9 protein-coding genes are annotated in these 15,222 nt (G+C 37.3%); 1 reads left to right on the forward strand and 8 read right to left on the reverse strand.

What is annotated here, in order from left to right; translation table 11 throughout:
* Window positions 1–2 precede the first annotated feature (2 nt).
* From ACFRAE_RS05750 to ACFRAE_RS05780, 7 genes are read right to left on the reverse strand one after another with little or no spacing between them, the layout of a single operon-like run.
* Window positions 3–2,291, reverse strand: a complete 2,289-nt coding sequence (locus ACFRAE_RS05750) for a GH92 family glycosyl hydrolase (RefSeq protein WP_422796175.1) — start codon at window positions 2,289–2,291, stop codon at window positions 3–5.
* A gap of 22 nt (window positions 2,292–2,313) precedes the next feature.
* Window positions 2,314–4,227 carry a GxGYxYP domain-containing protein gene (locus ACFRAE_RS05755; RefSeq protein WP_422796176.1) on the reverse strand — a complete coding sequence of 638 codons (1,914 nt, stop codon included), beginning with the start codon at window positions 4,225–4,227 and terminating at the stop codon, window positions 2,314–2,316.
* Window positions 4,228–4,237: 10 nt separating this feature from the next.
* Window positions 4,238–4,930 (reverse strand): DUF3823 domain-containing protein, encoded by a 693-nt coding sequence (locus ACFRAE_RS05760; protein ID WP_422796177.1) that lies wholly within the window; start codon window positions 4,928–4,930, stop codon window positions 4,238–4,240.
* Between the two features lie 10 nt (window positions 4,931–4,940).
* Window positions 4,941–6,836, reverse strand: coding sequence for a RagB/SusD family nutrient uptake outer membrane protein (locus ACFRAE_RS05765; protein WP_422796178.1), 1,896 nt, complete (start codon window positions 6,834–6,836; stop codon window positions 4,941–4,943).
* A gap of 16 nt (window positions 6,837–6,852) precedes the next feature.
* Complete coding sequence (locus tag ACFRAE_RS05770) at window positions 6,853–10,008, reverse strand: SusC/RagA family TonB-linked outer membrane protein (protein WP_422796179.1); 3,156 nt, start codon at window positions 10,006–10,008, stop codon at window positions 6,853–6,855.
* Window positions 10,005–10,298 (reverse strand): hypothetical protein, encoded by a 294-nt coding sequence (locus tag ACFRAE_RS05775; protein ID WP_422796180.1) that lies wholly within the window; start codon window positions 10,296–10,298, stop codon window positions 10,005–10,007. Before ACFRAE_RS05775 ends, ACFRAE_RS05770 begins: the two co-directional genes overlap by 4 nt.
* A 54-nt stretch (window positions 10,299–10,352) precedes the next feature.
* Entirely contained in the window at window positions 10,353–12,512 is a 2,160-nt protein-coding gene (locus ACFRAE_RS05780; RefSeq protein ID WP_422796181.1) for a glycoside hydrolase family 92 protein, read from the reverse strand.
* A 353-nt stretch (window positions 12,513–12,865) separates the two neighbouring features.
* On the opposite strand from ACFRAE_RS05780, the gene ACFRAE_RS05785 reads away from it, so the two are divergent.
* Window positions 12,866–13,582: a GntR family transcriptional regulator gene (locus tag ACFRAE_RS05785; RefSeq protein ID WP_422796182.1), complete on the forward strand. Its 717-nt coding sequence runs from the start codon at window positions 12,866–12,868 to the stop codon at window positions 13,580–13,582.
* Here ACFRAE_RS05785 and ACFRAE_RS05790 read toward each other — a convergent pair.
* Window positions 13,579–14,988 (reverse strand): sugar MFS transporter, encoded by a 1,410-nt coding sequence (locus ACFRAE_RS05790; protein ID WP_422796183.1) that lies wholly within the window; start codon window positions 14,986–14,988, stop codon window positions 13,579–13,581. The genes ACFRAE_RS05785 and ACFRAE_RS05790 overlap by 4 nt on opposite strands.
* Between the last annotated feature and the right edge of the window lie 234 nt (window positions 14,989–15,222).

The raw sequence follows: 15,222 nt of genomic DNA on the forward strand, positions 1-15,222 counted from the left end.
AGTTATTTTTCGTTACTCAGTGAGTAGGGGAAATCTTGTTGATTAATACCTCGTTTTTTATTTTCTTTTTCAGACATCACAAAGTTCAACTGAACACCTTGCAACAGTTCACTATGTTTTATCCAATTTCTAGACAAGTTTTTTCCATTTAAGGTTGCGGATTGAATGTATCTGTTCGCTTTTTTATTTTGTGAAGCCTGGATTACTGATGTTTTTCCATTTTCCAAGGTCAGAGTCACTTTATTAAATAAAGGCGAGCCTATTACATATTCATCCATCGTTGGACAAACGGGATAAAAGCCCATTGCAGAAAAAACATACCAGGCAGAAGTTTGCCCATTATCTTCATCCCCACAGTATCCGTCTGGACCGGAATGATAGAGTTTATCCATTACTTCGCGAACCCAATATTGCGATTTCCATGGTTGACCAGCATAGTTATATAAATACGTCATATGTTGAATGGGCTGATTACCATGCGCATACTGTCCCATATTCATAATTTGCATTTCGCGAATTTCATGAATGACTATGCCATAATAACTTTCATCGTAAATAGGCGGCATAATGAAGATGGAGTCCAATTTGTTGGCAAAAGCTTCCTTTCCCCCCATCATATCGGACAGTCCTTGGATATCGTGGAAAACAGACCAGGTATAGTGCCAGCTATTACCTTCGGTAAATGCATCTCCCCACTTAAAAGGATTGAATGGAGATTGAAACTCGCCATTTTTATTTTTTCCACGCATTAATCCCGTGGATGGGTCAAACAACAATTTATAATTCTGAGACCTCAATTTGAACCTGTCAATCTCTTCTTTTGGTCGGTTAAGAGCTTTGGCAAGTTTATAGATCGAGAAATCATTGTAAGCGTATTCTAATGACCTAGCCGCATTCTCATTAATGCCAACATCATATGGCACATAACCCAGTTCGTTATAGTATTTTACACCTTTACGTCCCACGCTACTTAAAGGCCCCTCATTTTCCGAATTTTTAAGAAGTGCTTCATACAAGGTTTGAATATCAAATTTTTTGTCTCCTTTTAAGTAAGCTTCAGCAATCAAAGAAGCTGAATTTGACCCTATCATACTTTCACGATGACCAGGACTAGCCCATTCAGGTAGCCAACCACTTTCTTTATACGTGTTTGCTAAGCCTTCCATGATTTCTTTGGTCATCTGTGGATAAATCAAATTGAAAAATGGAAATACTGCTCGGAATGTATCCCAAAATCCATTATCAGTAAACATATAGCCAGGAACAACCTGTCCATTATAAGGACTATAGTGAACCATTTGACCTTCCTTATTGAATTCATAAAATTTGCGAGGATACAATAACAAGCGATATAAGCAGGAATAAAATGTGCTAATTTGTTCGTCTGTTCCACCCTCTACTTTCACTTTACTGAGCTCTTTATTCCAAGATTGTTCTCCCTTCTTTTTAATCGTTTCAAACGTATCATTCCCTAATTCTTTCAGGTTGATTTCCGCTTGCTCGTGGCTAATAAACGATGAAGCTACCCGTGCATGTACTTTCTCTGATTCTTTCGTGTCAAAAGTGATTGATGCAATGGCATGTTTACCTTTAAATTCTAATCCTTGCTGTTTTTCCTTGTGTTCGTATAAAGAAGATGTGGAGAAATCTTTATCAAAAATGATTACAAAATAATTTTTAAAATTTGTTGGAACCCCACCACTATTTTTGGTTGAGTAGCCAATTATTTTTCGCTCTTCAGGCAAGATCTTGATATAAGATCCGTCATCAAAAGCGTCAATAATTACATGCGATTGCTTTGATTTTGGAAATGTAAACCGAAATTTTGCAGCTCTTTCTGTTGGAGTTACTTCGGCTGTTGTGTTATAATCTGCTAGATATACACTGTAATAATGTGGTTTGGCAATTTCCGATTTATGTGAAAACCAACTCGCTCGTTCATCTTCATCCACTTTGATTTCTCCAGTCGTAGGCAATAAAGAAAACTGGCCATAATCACCGATCCAAACACTCGCTTGATGGGTTTGCTTAATGCCTCTAATTTTATCCGCCGAATACTGATACAACCATCCATTTCCCATTTTTCCTGTTTGCGCTGACCAAAAATTCATTCCCCATGGCAAAGCGATTACGGGGTATTGGTTCCCATTAGACAATTCAAATTTTGAATCGGTACCCATAAGTGGATTGACATAGTCAACGGCATTAAAGGTTGTTTGCGCTTTAACTATGGAACTGTATAGTTGTATGGCAAATAGGGAAAGGGTTATTAATAAAACGTTCAATCTCATAAGTGCTGATGTTTGTTTTTTGTTATTTTGAAAACCAATCGCTACGAGCAGCAGTAGGGTTTTCTAATAAATATTTTTTATAAAGTGCAAAAAATGTAGGGGCATCCAATAGTATTGCATTTGGATTCTTCGCTTTTACTTCATCCACCACTTGAACATACCAAGTCGGAGTTTTCAATATATTTCTAAACCAATGGAATTTGATGGGTCTATTGGCGATTCTGTTGACAATAACAGTAGCAGCATCTTTGGGATTTTCTTGATTGACATCCTCATCAGATTTCAAAACAGGCATTTCCTCATATAAAAGACTAAGCGGAACTTTTTGCGGTACAATGCCATTAGGACTGAATTTGGCATAGGCATCCATGCCCGCTTTATTGAGGCCAGGAGCCTCTCCATCAATAATAAATCCGGTGATACTCATTCCCCACTGTTTATAAAATGGGATATTGTGTTCGGCCCATTGGTCGGTAGCATCTGGAAGATTGGATATAGGTCTAGGAATTTGAAGCATTCCCGGCATTAAGTATCCCGCGCCGTTATCTGCAGCAGCAAAATAATCATTAGCTGTGGCCGATTCCCAGCGATACTCCATAGCCATGGGAACTCTACGAGCCAAAATAGGACTAATGGACCACATCAGTGGTACTTTCCCACGGTTAGGGTCGTCCCAGATCCAAGCTGTTGTTTGGGAAAGCCAGGATGAAGCATCATAATCTCCTACATAAAAAAGGTAATAATCTTTTCCGTTATCGACTAATTTCCCTTGTTCATCTAGGTAACCTTTCGATTTTAATTCCTCATCAGTAACCCATTTTTGGGGATATTCCTTTTTAAGCGGATAATGTTGCCAGAAGGAAGCATTTGCTAAGGCGCCAAAGCCAATGGCATCCGCATCTTTAAAAGCATTATAGGCACTTATAATTCGAGAATATTCCCACTCTGTAGGAACATCTTCATGTTTTCCACCCGCATGCTTGGTGTATTTATAAGCCCATGGTGGGAACCCTCCAATATGCGTGAATTTTTTGCCATTTTCATTTTGTTTATAGGCCAATAACAAAAATTCTTTTAAAGTATTTAAGTCCGTACCTAGTGGTTGCGTCAAATCATCTGTCGCTGACTCATCTTGCCATGGACTTAAATCAAAGAAGAAAGCACCTTTACTAATAAAATAGTCGTGGTTGGATAATGTATGATGGTTCTTCCCAACAGCAGTTGGCTTGTTTAACCAAATTTGATCAATGTAATAGGCTCCAAATTCTGCATTTGTTTTTCCTTTTTTGAAGTAATTTTCAATATACCAGATGTATGCATCATTTTTTGCAGAACCTGTAGACATACGTTTCGTTTTAGGGATGATGCCTTTCCCTTTAAAAATAGACTTGCCATTGGGCTCAACTAACCAAACTTTTACCGGTATTTTAGGCCCAGACTTAACCAATTTGGAATAAACACTATTTGGGTCAAGATCGAAACGAATAGCCACCAAATTGTCTGAACCCGCTACTGCAGAGGCCACATTACTCGTGGAGGCTACCAATGGATCATAAACGACTGCTCCTTTTATATGATTTTTATAAAAGTGAACTAAGGATTCTAAGTTGTTAAATTCGATAGTATCTCTATTGGCTAGCCAATTATTCTTTTTCCGATATTTTGACCACCAATAGCGATCTATATCTACCTCGCCCGTTTTTATGAGGTGAATGTAAAGATTGGGTTCCTTTTTATTCACGACCCCTTGAAGGGAAGCAATAAAATGGGTATGATCCCATGCCGTTTTGGCTTTCTCTTTATCGTTGAAATCAGGTTCTAGGGTATACCCTAAATCAAAAATCCCAATGGGATTTTTAGATTGAGCGAATCCATGCTGATAATTAATCAGCATGGAAACAACCCATATAAAAATGAAATTATTAACTACTTTCATTGTCTAAACTTTAATCTACAGCCAAACGTACAGCAGGAGCATAATTAAATTTGGCTTCAGGAATATTGATTACAGCACCAATTTTAAAAAAATACTGCTGTCCAGATTTGAATACGGAAGAATTCTCTTTTACGTTAATTTCTAAGGTCATCACTTCGCTTTCATCCACCGCTCTATTCAGATTCAATTCTGAGGCAAATAAGCGGATAGGCTCGCCTACAATTGGCTCTGTATGCGCATACAATCCGATTTTCCGAACATTTTCGCTTACCGTTTGATCGATATGGAATGTTGCGGTAACCTTATCCCCATTTTTTACGATTGTTGCATCCTTCACCCGAATGTAAGGCTGTACTTTAAAATCCAATTTACTATTGGCGGAGATGACCACTTCTTGTTCATCAATCTGTACAAAATTCCGCTGATCAGGTTGTACCGTATAGGTGTTTGCGAACAACAAGGTATTTGCATAGGTGCCATCAGTTTTAACGCGCAGGTATTGTGGGGTTACAGGATCATAACCGTGTTCAATGAGTTTAATCGTCGTACCACGTATAATATCTTGTTGAATCAACTCATTGGTTTCAATATCAATAATTTGACCTACTAGTTGTCCATTCGGTGCGTCATAGTTGTCTAGCTTACAAGCGTTAAATAAGAATGCTAGACCAAGTGTTAAAAGTATTAGATTTGATTTTCTCATGATCGTTAGGTTAATATTGAGGATTCTGAACTAAACCATTAGACCCAATGCCAGGAATGTGGCAATAATAAAAATTGGTTGGGAATGTCAATGGATGCTCCCTAGAAAGGTTTTTGCGAACAAAAATATATTTTGCTGGACTAACCCTTAAATCCAAAATAGGTACAAGGGACTTCCGTATAGAATTATTGAATTTTTCATGGAAATCTCTTCTACGGATTAAATCCCAGTAACGGAGATTCTCAAAAGCCAATTCCACTCTTCTTTCCCTCAAAACATTGGTTAAATCCAAATTAATATCAACGGTATGTCCAGCTCTTTTGCGAATAGCATTCATGGCATTTTTAGCCTTTGTCTTAGCGTCATCTAGTGAATAATTACTTTCAACAACAGCTTCTGCATAGTTCAATAGAATTTCAGGATATCTAAACTCGATCCAATCGTTGGTCGAAGCCAATAAATTTGGTGGTAAAGCGGAAGGAGTTAGAAACTTTTTAAAACTAAATCCGGTACGTGTCATATTCCCTAGGTAGACTTCAAAACCTGAATATCCAGTCCATTCGGCAGCACCATAAGTATAATAGGTTTTTCCATTTACGGAAATAGACTCTTTGGTTTCAATCTTAGCAGCACCATCTGGTTGAATATAACCACCTTGGATGACAATGGTTTTATTTTTCCATTCTGTTCCTGGTAAAATAACAGTAGCCCATAGTCTTGCGTCTTTACCTTTGAAGATATCATATGGGGTATCAAATCGCAAATAATTTTTGCTCGCATTGTATCCATTATAATCATTGATATTTCCATCGGCTGTGGTTACTACAGGTGCACTAAACCCAGGATTATCGTAGCTTTCATACAAGTCTACAAATTCTAAGGTTGGGTTCATCCTTCCTGGATGTGGAGCACCGTCTGTCGTCTGATTAGGGTTAAACCAAAAGTCATAACTATGACCTGAAGAACCCTGAATGGCATATCCTTTTAAAAAGATGATTTCGTTAGATGCATTATTAGGATTCTGGAAAATCTCCATATAATTCTTTGTTGCCTCTTCTGGAGAACTTGGACTTGGCTTATGTAAACCAAAACCACCTTGATCCATTATTGCTTTGGAAGCTTGGATACATTGTTCATAATAGGAATTAGCATCGGAAGCATTTAGTCCCACCAAACCTTCAGTTACTGCTGGCCCAGATAGGGGAGCTTTAGACCAATATTTAGCGATTGATGCTGCATGTAATGCTACCCTAGATTTTAAAGCATAAGCGACCCACTTATTGGCTCTGCGATTATCTGCAGTTCTCGAAGTCGGTAGGCTAGAAATCGCGGCATCACACTCTTGCAATACAAAATCCCAAGTTTCTTTTTCTGTACTTCTAGGAACTTGTAGGCTCGCTACATCCGGCGTATATTGTTGTACTGCGCTAATAATAGGAACTCCTCCATAACGTTTTGCTAATGCAAAATAAGTGTATGCACGCATAAAATGGCCTTCACCAATAATTTGTGATTTATCAGTATCTGAAAGGCTTGTTATCGTCGGAATCGTTTCTAATAGTAAATTAATGTCTCGAATTAATTTATAACCTTGATCCCACCATTGAAAATTTCCACCGCCATCCAACAGATGGCTAAATTCTGAATTAGCCGCATCGTCAGTTTGTGTGGACGGTGCAATACCGCCCGTATTTTGATTTGCGGTATTAAACCCTAACCTGCCGTAAGAAAAATCCTCAATGGGTAATTGTCCATATAAATTTGCAAGGTAGATTCTTACTCCATCAGGTGTAGAAAAGAGAGTTTCAGAATCAAGTTTATCTAATGGTTTCAAGTCTAGCACGTCCCTACAACTGTAGAAAGACATCGATAGAATGGCCGTTAATAATATGATATGTTTTTTCATGATTTCAGATTTAAGGTTAAAAGGAAATGTTTAAGCCTACATTGTAGCTCTTGCTTAATGGATAAACCCAGCCCGTATTTAATGCCCCTTCAATTTGTTCTGGGTCAAAAGCTTTTACGAATGGATCGGTGATTGTAAGAAGATTATATCCGTTAAGATATACTCGCAATCCCTTTATACCTGCCTTTTTCAATAATTCTGGATTTATGGTGTAACCTAATTCTAAACTTTTAAGTCTTAAATACGAAGCATCTCTTCTCCATACCGAACTTTCATTATACATGGCTCCCATGTCCGATATTCTTCTGCTTGCAGGCCATTCTCCTGGAATCCATTCACTTGTGGAGTCGTAGGGATCTGCTTGATGCCAACGATCATTAAAATAAGCCGGGTAGTTTCCACCGCCCCACATTACTTCCGCGTAAGCATGCGTAAATCTGACAGAATATTTAGCAGAACCTTGCCATAGCATATTGAAATCAAATCCTTTATATTTTGCGCCGATGGTTAAGCCGTAAAACATTTTTGGCGTTCCGCCCCATGCTAAAGGCATTACATCATTGCCATCGATTACTCCATCGTTATTCACGTCCCTATAGATATAATCTCCAACCATTTCTCTACTATTACCTAGGTCGCCATTTTGAATAGGAGCATAAAGAATTTCATCCTCTGTTTGGAACTGACCTATTTTATCATACATCCATGCGACATCATTCCAGCGTTCTATGTTACTACCTCTCCAACGGTCCATACTATTGGTAAAAGGACCTCTTTCGATATAGACATTCATGGTTCTAGCAAAGTTGAAATTCCCGCCAATATCCAATTTAAATTCACCAAATTGCTGCGTATAACCCACACCGAATTCCATACCGCGTACGCGATCGCTATTTAAGTTTTCTTCCGGAAGACTACCTCCGAAGGTATTAGGTAGGGAAATATTTCTTACCGCCAAAAGCCCTGTACGATCTCTTTGATAGATGTCAAATTCTAAATTGAATTTCCCGTCCAATAAACTTAAGTCCATTCCCACATCGGCTATTTTAGACTCAAACCAAGTTAACTGCTCATTCACAATACCTGGGGCAGCTACTCCAGACACATAGGTTCCATTGGAAAATTCATATCCGCCACCACCGCTGGTTGAAAATCCTGGTACATACTGGAATGGGTTTCCAGCATCTTGACCAATCATACCATACGAAGCTCTGAATTTCAAGTTAGATATGAAGTCGATGTTTTCTTTGAAAAATTTCTCTTCAGACACACGCCATCCTGCAGATACCACTGGAAATAATCCCCATTTGCGATCTGGATGATAACGGTAAGAACCGTCATATCGTGCCGCGGCCTCAAACAAGTATTTACCTAAATAATCATACGTAACACGACCAATTACAGATCTATTTCCCCACTGACTTTCCATGCCGCTTGTGCGTTGGTTGTTTTGGTCTCCTAAATCAATTTGATCGTTGGTGAAAAACTGAAACTCCCTCGAAAGACCCGATGAACGATTCCATCCGTGTCTTTGCTCATAAACTAATGTTCCTCCAAGATTGTGTTTTTCGTTAAATAGTCTATTATAATTGGCTTGAAGCTGAATATTAACTCTGTTCATATCATTGTAACCATTATAAAGACTGGTAGGATGTCTTAAAACCGCTGGATTGTACACATCGTTAGTTGCATCATAGGAATACAGTTTATAGCTTTTGGATAGGTTTTTCGCTAAAAAATTATTACCATCAAATGCAGCTACTCCTTTAAGTTGTAATCCTTCTACAAATGGAACTTTATAAGTTAGGTTAACGGAAGATTGAAATTGTTTATTCACATCTTGAGTATACCCCGAGATATTCGGATCTGAAATTGCTACCGGGTTAGAACTTTGTCCATCTGTGATATGGGTTGGATATCCTGGATTACCATTCAAATAAGGTTTATTCATCGGCAAGGCAGAAATTGTTCCCCGAATTATTTCAAAGATGCTGAAACCAGCCCCATCCTTACGGTCATAGCGGCCAGCTAATTCAACACCAGCTGTAAGATGTTCGGTAAGTTTAGCGGTAAGGTTTGTACGAAAGGTATATCGATCATAATTTATTGCATCAGACCGTAATAAACCTTTGTCGTTCACAAAACCAAAACTGCTAAAATAGTTGATGGATTCATTTCCTCCTTGTGCAGAAATGGTATGCTGTTGTTGACCAGCCCAAGGTTTCATTGTTTCTTTATACCAATTGGTACTCTCATACCCAGGTGCTCCAGCTTGGTATTTTGCTAATTCTTCTTTCGAAATAAATGGAGGTAAGCCCACATTTACATTGGCATCATTGCGTACCTCCATCCATTGCGCTGCAGTAGCTACTGCAGGCATATCTGTAGGAGATTGCATACCCAATACTGCATTGTATTGAAATTGTGCACGGCCAGATTTACCTTTTTTAGTTGTTACAATAATAACTCCATTCGCAGCATTTACACCGTATATCGCTGCAGATGCATCTTTTAAGACAGAAATACTTTCTATATCTTCAGGATTTAATCGCTGAAATTCATTTCCGCCATCACGCACAATCCCATCGATAACATATAGCGGAGATCCAAAACCCCGGATGTTGATCATTGCATCAAAATCTCCAGGACCACCGGTGTTTTGACGAATCTGTAAACCAGGAATTTTACCTTGAATTTTTTGTGCTAAACTAGTATGTGTAGTGGTTTGAATTTCTGAAGCTTGGATAGTACTGACCGCTCCAGTCAAATTTGCTTTCTTTTGTGTGCCATAGCCAACCACAACAATCTCTTCAAATGTTTCCTCTGAAGTTTGAAGTTCTATATTAATTACTTTCCGGCCTTGAACAGCAATTTCTTGCGGTTTGAAACCAACAGAAGTGATAATTAGCGTATCGTTAGCGCTTATTGTTAGGTTATAATTTCCACTTTGATTCGTGGATGTTGCATTGTTAGGGTTTTGCTTTGAAGTAATAGTAACTCCAGATAATGGACCTTCTGCAGTTTTTACTTGTCCGGTTACCTGATGCTGTTGCTTTTCTATAAGCAACTTTTCTTCAGCTTTTGTACGTTCGACATGACAAAATAGACAACATAGTAGCATCAAAACCAGTTTAATGCTATGGCTAGAAGCTGTTTCTATAGTTTTGTTCATTGTGTAATAGGTTTAAAAGGGTTTTCATATATTATGGTTATTATCTCCTGGTTAGAAATTCTGGGAATGCCATACAACCAATTGTTTTTCCGAGACTCCATGTTTTTTTTGCTTTTTACTATTCCGCTTGTTTTACTGGTTGTTAGCGCGGATGTACCTCGTGTTCCCATGGTAAAAACATCAATTGCTTGCTTATTTGTTGAATTCCGAAATTCAGAATTCTCCATTCCAAAACGTATTAAGGCTGTAGTTTCTGCTTTAAAAGCAGAAACTAGATCTATGCTATTCATTATGGATAGTATATTAATAAAACAGGTTGAACAGGTTTATATGTTGATCAACGGTTATAGTTTCGGTTTATCGGACATTTCTAATTCCAATGTTCCTCCTTGAAGTAAATCATCATGTGTAAAAAATGGCCTGTCAAGCAGTTTCCCATTGAGCTTTGCACTAATTACATAGATATTTTCATCGGAATTATTCTTTGCTAATATTCTAAATGTTTTTCCATTGGCTAATTCAATAGCAATATCATTAAATAATGGACTGCTTAAACTATACTCTGGAATTCCTGGAGTGACTTGGAAAAAGCCCATCATTGAAAAAACCACAAACGCCGACATTCCTCCGCCGTCATCATCTCCAGGTATTCCAAAAAGACTGTTGGTAAACCAAGTGTCCATTAACATTCTTACCCTTTTTTGGGTTTTCCAAGGACTGTTTAAGTAGTTATATAAGTAGGGGATATGAAAACTAGGTTCGTTACCCATCACGTATTGACCGACTAAACCAGAGGCATCGGGTTGAATTGCCCAAAACTTCCATTTTGGCAATCCCAATGGCGTTCTAAATAAATCATCTAATTTTTGTTCAGCAGCATCTTTTCCACCCATCATTTGGAATAAGCCATTTAAATCATGCTTCACATGCCAGTTATAGGTATATGCATTATTCTCCGTAAAATATTCACGTCCCGCTAGACTTGGGTCATACGGTTCAATCCAATTGCCATTTTTATCTTTAGGCCAAACCATGCCTTTATCTTGTCTAAAGACATTTCGGAAATACTGGGAGCGTTTCATGAACACCTCTGCCTCTTTAGGTAATTTGATATGGTTGGCAAGTTGTGCAATACACCAATCGCTAAAACTATTTTCTAAGGTTACCGATACGGCCTGTCTTTTTTCCCAATTTGGATCTACTCGTTCTACTGTTTCTGGTTCATTAGGAGCTAATCCTGGCATATAACCATGCGCATTGTAAAAATCGTCTAATTCTGACCTAGGGCCATTTCTCCAAGGCAATAAGGTGGCTTCGAGTGAATTTTTGCTAAGCCCTTCAAAAGCCGTTTTGATGTCAAAATTGGTAAGGCCTTTATTGTAAGCATCAAGCATCCATGCCGATGCATGATTGCCTACCATGGCTGGCCAATCCCCAAATGTTACGGCAAAGGATGGCATCCAACCCGTTTGTTTGTACATTTCAATATACGATCTAATCATGGCCTGATCCTTTTCAGGCTCCAAAATCATATTTAATGGGTGATGAGCGATATAAGAATCCCAAACCCAGTTATCTACATAAAAAGGTTCTTTGGACTCATGTATTTGATGATCATATGCACTGTAGTATTTCCCATATTCATTAATGTCTACCATTCTTTCATAAGTGCGGTATAATGAGGTGTAGAAAACGGTTTTCTTGTTTTCATCCCAACCATTTACTAAAACCTTAGATAATTTCGAGTTCCAAATCTTTTTGGCATTCGCTTTTATAGTTTCAAAACTTGGTTTTTCAGACTCCAATGCAAGATTGTTTTTAGCCTGCGCTACACTTATATAGGATATGCCATAACGGAATTCCAATTGCTCAGTGTCTCCGTTGATCTGGATAATTAATTGATCAGAATCTCCTGTCTTTTTGGAATTTTTAGATTTAATTTTCCCATTTAGTTTTCCATAGAAGTACACTTTCATTCCTTGAAAATCTTCCTCGCCTTGCACACTATGGTCATCATTGCTGGTAATTATTCCTTTAGGGTTTACATTTTGAAAACGTAATTTGAATTCTTTGGATTTATTGCCATTTTCAATTTTAAAAACGGCACTTTTTGCATTGGGAACCAAGGAGATCTTATCGTAAGTCTTTTCCTTGGTTATTTCCATATAATAAGGGTGAAATTTTTGGCTATGTATGGCCCATTTTTCTGGCAATGAATTTTCCTCAGGACTCATTGGCAATATATTGAATGCCGTACCAACACGATGTGTGATGACCGTTAATGGAAATCCGGATAATTGATCATCTAGTTCATCCACTTTAAATGGATGGACGCGAAGCATGCTGTTGGGTAGATGTACTAAGGGCCTCGTTGGTTCTAAAATGAGGCCAACACCTCCAATTTTTGGGTTCACATAATCTACAATATCTTTCTTTTGCGCATAGATTGGAACTGCGCAAAGTAAGCAAAGGAATTTAAGAACATATTTTTTTAGACGCGCCATTAGGTGGTTGTTAGAATTGGTTAATGTTTTTCGATTTATAAGTTTGTATTCCAAATATAATAATTAACTTGTATATACAAGAATAAATGTCAAAAAATTAATTACATTTATATAATACAGCTTTAATCAAGTAATTATGAATTTTTTGCCTATTTAAAATAAAGTGTAATTGTATACACAAGTTTTCTAAATTATAATTATACCTGCTTAAAAGCGCAGTTATGCTAATAATTGGTTTCACTCGCTATTATTTAGAGTTGATGAGCAGTCAGGAAAACAACATCTAAGAATTTAGGTTGTAAATACGACCTAAAATGATTTAACTTTACAAAAAAATTTATTAACCGTAATCTATGGGAAAAAATCAGCATACCCCACTGTACAAGGCATTATTTAATAATTTAAAAAAACAAATAGATGCGGGTCATTATAAGATTGGTGAGTTATTGCCGTCGGAAAATGAGTTGTGCAAAGAATATGGAACGACCCGACCTACGGTGCGTCAGGCATTGAGTGAGCTTATTAAATTAGGTTATATCAATCGAAAGCATGGCAAAGGAAGTATCGTTTCAGAGCCTAAAAACGGATTAGGAATTTTGTCCATTAAAGGTTCAACGGCAGGTGTTGGAAAGAATAATTTTATGACCAAGATTCTGGAAAAGAGTGTTAAAATGGCTTGGCCAGAAAATTTTCCCTATGAACTAAATGATGTACAGAAACAGGCAGGTTGTATATATTTTTCTCGCTTAAGGTATGTGAACAATGCACCTACAGTATATGAGGAAACCTACATTACTGATATTGATCTTCCGCGTTTTGTCTCACACAATTTAGAGAAAAACTCCCTTTTTGAAACCTTAACTAAATACCATAATATCGAGATTAAGGAAGGGGAACAAAAGATTTGGGCGATTTCAGCAAGCCAAAAGATTTCTAAAATCCTAACCTTAAAAAAGAATCTACCTGTTCTGCATATGAAAAGAAGTCTTAAAACTAATCATAATGATGTGATCATTTACTCTTTTCTGTATTGCAATACCGAAGAGTATTTCATTCAAGATTATTTTTAATGTAGGGATTGTCCTCGATTTATTGGATTCTGTTTTAGTATCTTTTTGGTATAGAGTCCATACCCAATAATATAGGCATAGCATATAATCGGCATGAAAAATGAATTTCTCAAGCCAATGGAATCCGCTAACCATCCTTGTAGCAAAGGTAAAAGTGCCCCTCCTAAAATCCCCATAATTAATAAGGATGAACCTTGCCCAGTATAACTTCCTAAACCTGTTATGCTCAAGGTAAAGATGTTGGACCACATGATGGAATTGAACAATCCGATAGATAATAGAGTCCAAATGATTATGGTTCCAGATCCAAATAAGGTAACTAATAACAAGATGATATTGATCAATGCAAATAAGACCAACACGAAAGATGCATTACTTTTACCGATGAAAAAGGACAAGATATTTAAGATAATGAATCCTATAAATGGAAGTATTTGATTAAAGGATAAATCAACAAAGGCATAGATTAAAAGAAAAACCAAAATAGAGGTTGCAAACATCAAACCTATTTTTTTAGTGGATTCAATTTTGTCACTAAGGGAAATAGCTCCTAAAAACCGGCCAATCATCGCTCCACCCCAATACAAGGCTAAATAATTTTTAGCGATATGCTCATCAACACCCAAAATTTCAGGAATTGCCAAGAAATTAATAATCAAACTACCTATAGCAACTTCGGCTCCAACGTAAAAGAAAATAGCCAATATACCTCCGCGAAGTTGAGGAAAGGCCAATGCACCTAATTTATTGCTGCTGTCTTCTTTCGAAATTAAGCTTGGAAGATGAATTGCTTTGACTAAAATGGCCGCCAATAAAAATAGCCCTCCAAAAATTAGATAGGGAATTTTCGTGCTCTCTGCAGATACTTTTCCATCGATGGCAAAAAATTCAAAAATTAAAAATCCGCCTACCACAGGGGCAATCGTCGTTCCTAAGGAATTAAAACCTTGAGCTAAATTTAATCGACTGGATGCGCCTTCCGGTGCCCCCAAAGAAGATACGTAGGGGTTGGCCGATATTTGCAATAAAGTAAATCCTAGTCCTAAAGTAAATAGGGCAAATAAAAACAAGGAATATTTACTATATATTTCTGCGGGATAGAATAAAAAACAACCCAGCGCAGAAATGATTAATCCAATGATAATCCCCATTTTGTAACCAATTTTATTGATTGGATCACCTTTCACATAGGAGATGATAAAATAGATTAATGAACCAATAAAGTAGGCCCCAAAAAATGAAAATTGAACCAGCATTGCTTGTAAATAGCTTAATTCAAATAAATTTTTTAAATGAGGTATGAGGATATCGTTCATACAGGTAATAAAGCCCCACATGAAGAATAATAATGTCAATACAGTCATTGGAACCCCATATTTCGGGGTATTAATAGCGTGATTTTGCATAACTTAGGTATATCCAACAAGTATATAAAAAATAGCTTGTATATACAAGATGAAATATATTTTTTTTCATAATAGCTGTAAATCCCTAGATCTCTTTCACTCGCTACTTCCATGAGTCAAAGATGAATAATACCATCGGGGCCTTCAATTGAAACTTGGCCGATTTAATTTAAAATTAATTTGGCGTTCTACTTCAGTATCAATCCTTCAAGATCAAAAAACGAAAGGCAAACA

Source organism: Sphingobacterium sp. HJSM2_6 (assembly GCF_049316305.1).
Classification (GTDB): domain Bacteria; phylum Bacteroidota; class Bacteroidia; order Sphingobacteriales; family Sphingobacteriaceae; genus Sphingobacterium.

Excerpts from the sequence above, each read along its gene's own strand:
- ACFRAE_RS05775 (WP_422796180.1), bottom strand. The coding sequence starts at position 10,298 with ATGAATAGCATAGATCTAGTTTCTGCTTTTAAAGCAGAAACTACAGCC.
- ACFRAE_RS05790 (WP_422796183.1), bottom strand. The coding sequence starts at position 14,988 with ATGCAAAATCACGCTATTAATACCCCGAAATATGGGGTTCCAATGACT.
- ACFRAE_RS05755 (WP_422796176.1), bottom strand. The coding sequence starts at position 4,227 with ATGAAAGTAGTTAATAATTTCATTTTTATATGGGTTGTTTCCATGCTG.
- ACFRAE_RS05770 (WP_422796179.1), bottom strand. The coding sequence starts at position 10,008 with ATGAACAAAACTATAGAAACAGCTTCTAGCCATAGCATTAAACTGGTT.
- ACFRAE_RS05750 (WP_422796175.1), bottom strand. The coding sequence starts at position 2,291 with ATGAGATTGAACGTTTTATTAATAACCCTTTCCCTATTTGCCATACAA.
- ACFRAE_RS05785 (WP_422796182.1), top strand. The coding sequence starts at position 12,866 with ATGGGAAAAAATCAGCATACCCCACTGTACAAGGCATTATTTAATAAT.
- ACFRAE_RS05760 (WP_422796177.1), bottom strand. The coding sequence starts at position 4,930 with ATGAGAAAATCAAATCTAATACTTTTAACACTTGGTCTAGCATTCTTA.
- ACFRAE_RS05780 (WP_422796181.1), bottom strand. The coding sequence starts at position 12,512 with ATGGCGCGTCTAAAAAAATATGTTCTTAAATTCCTTTGCTTACTTTGC.
- ACFRAE_RS05765 (WP_422796178.1), bottom strand. The coding sequence starts at position 6,836 with ATGAAAAAACATATCATATTATTAACGGCCATTCTATCGATGTCTTTC.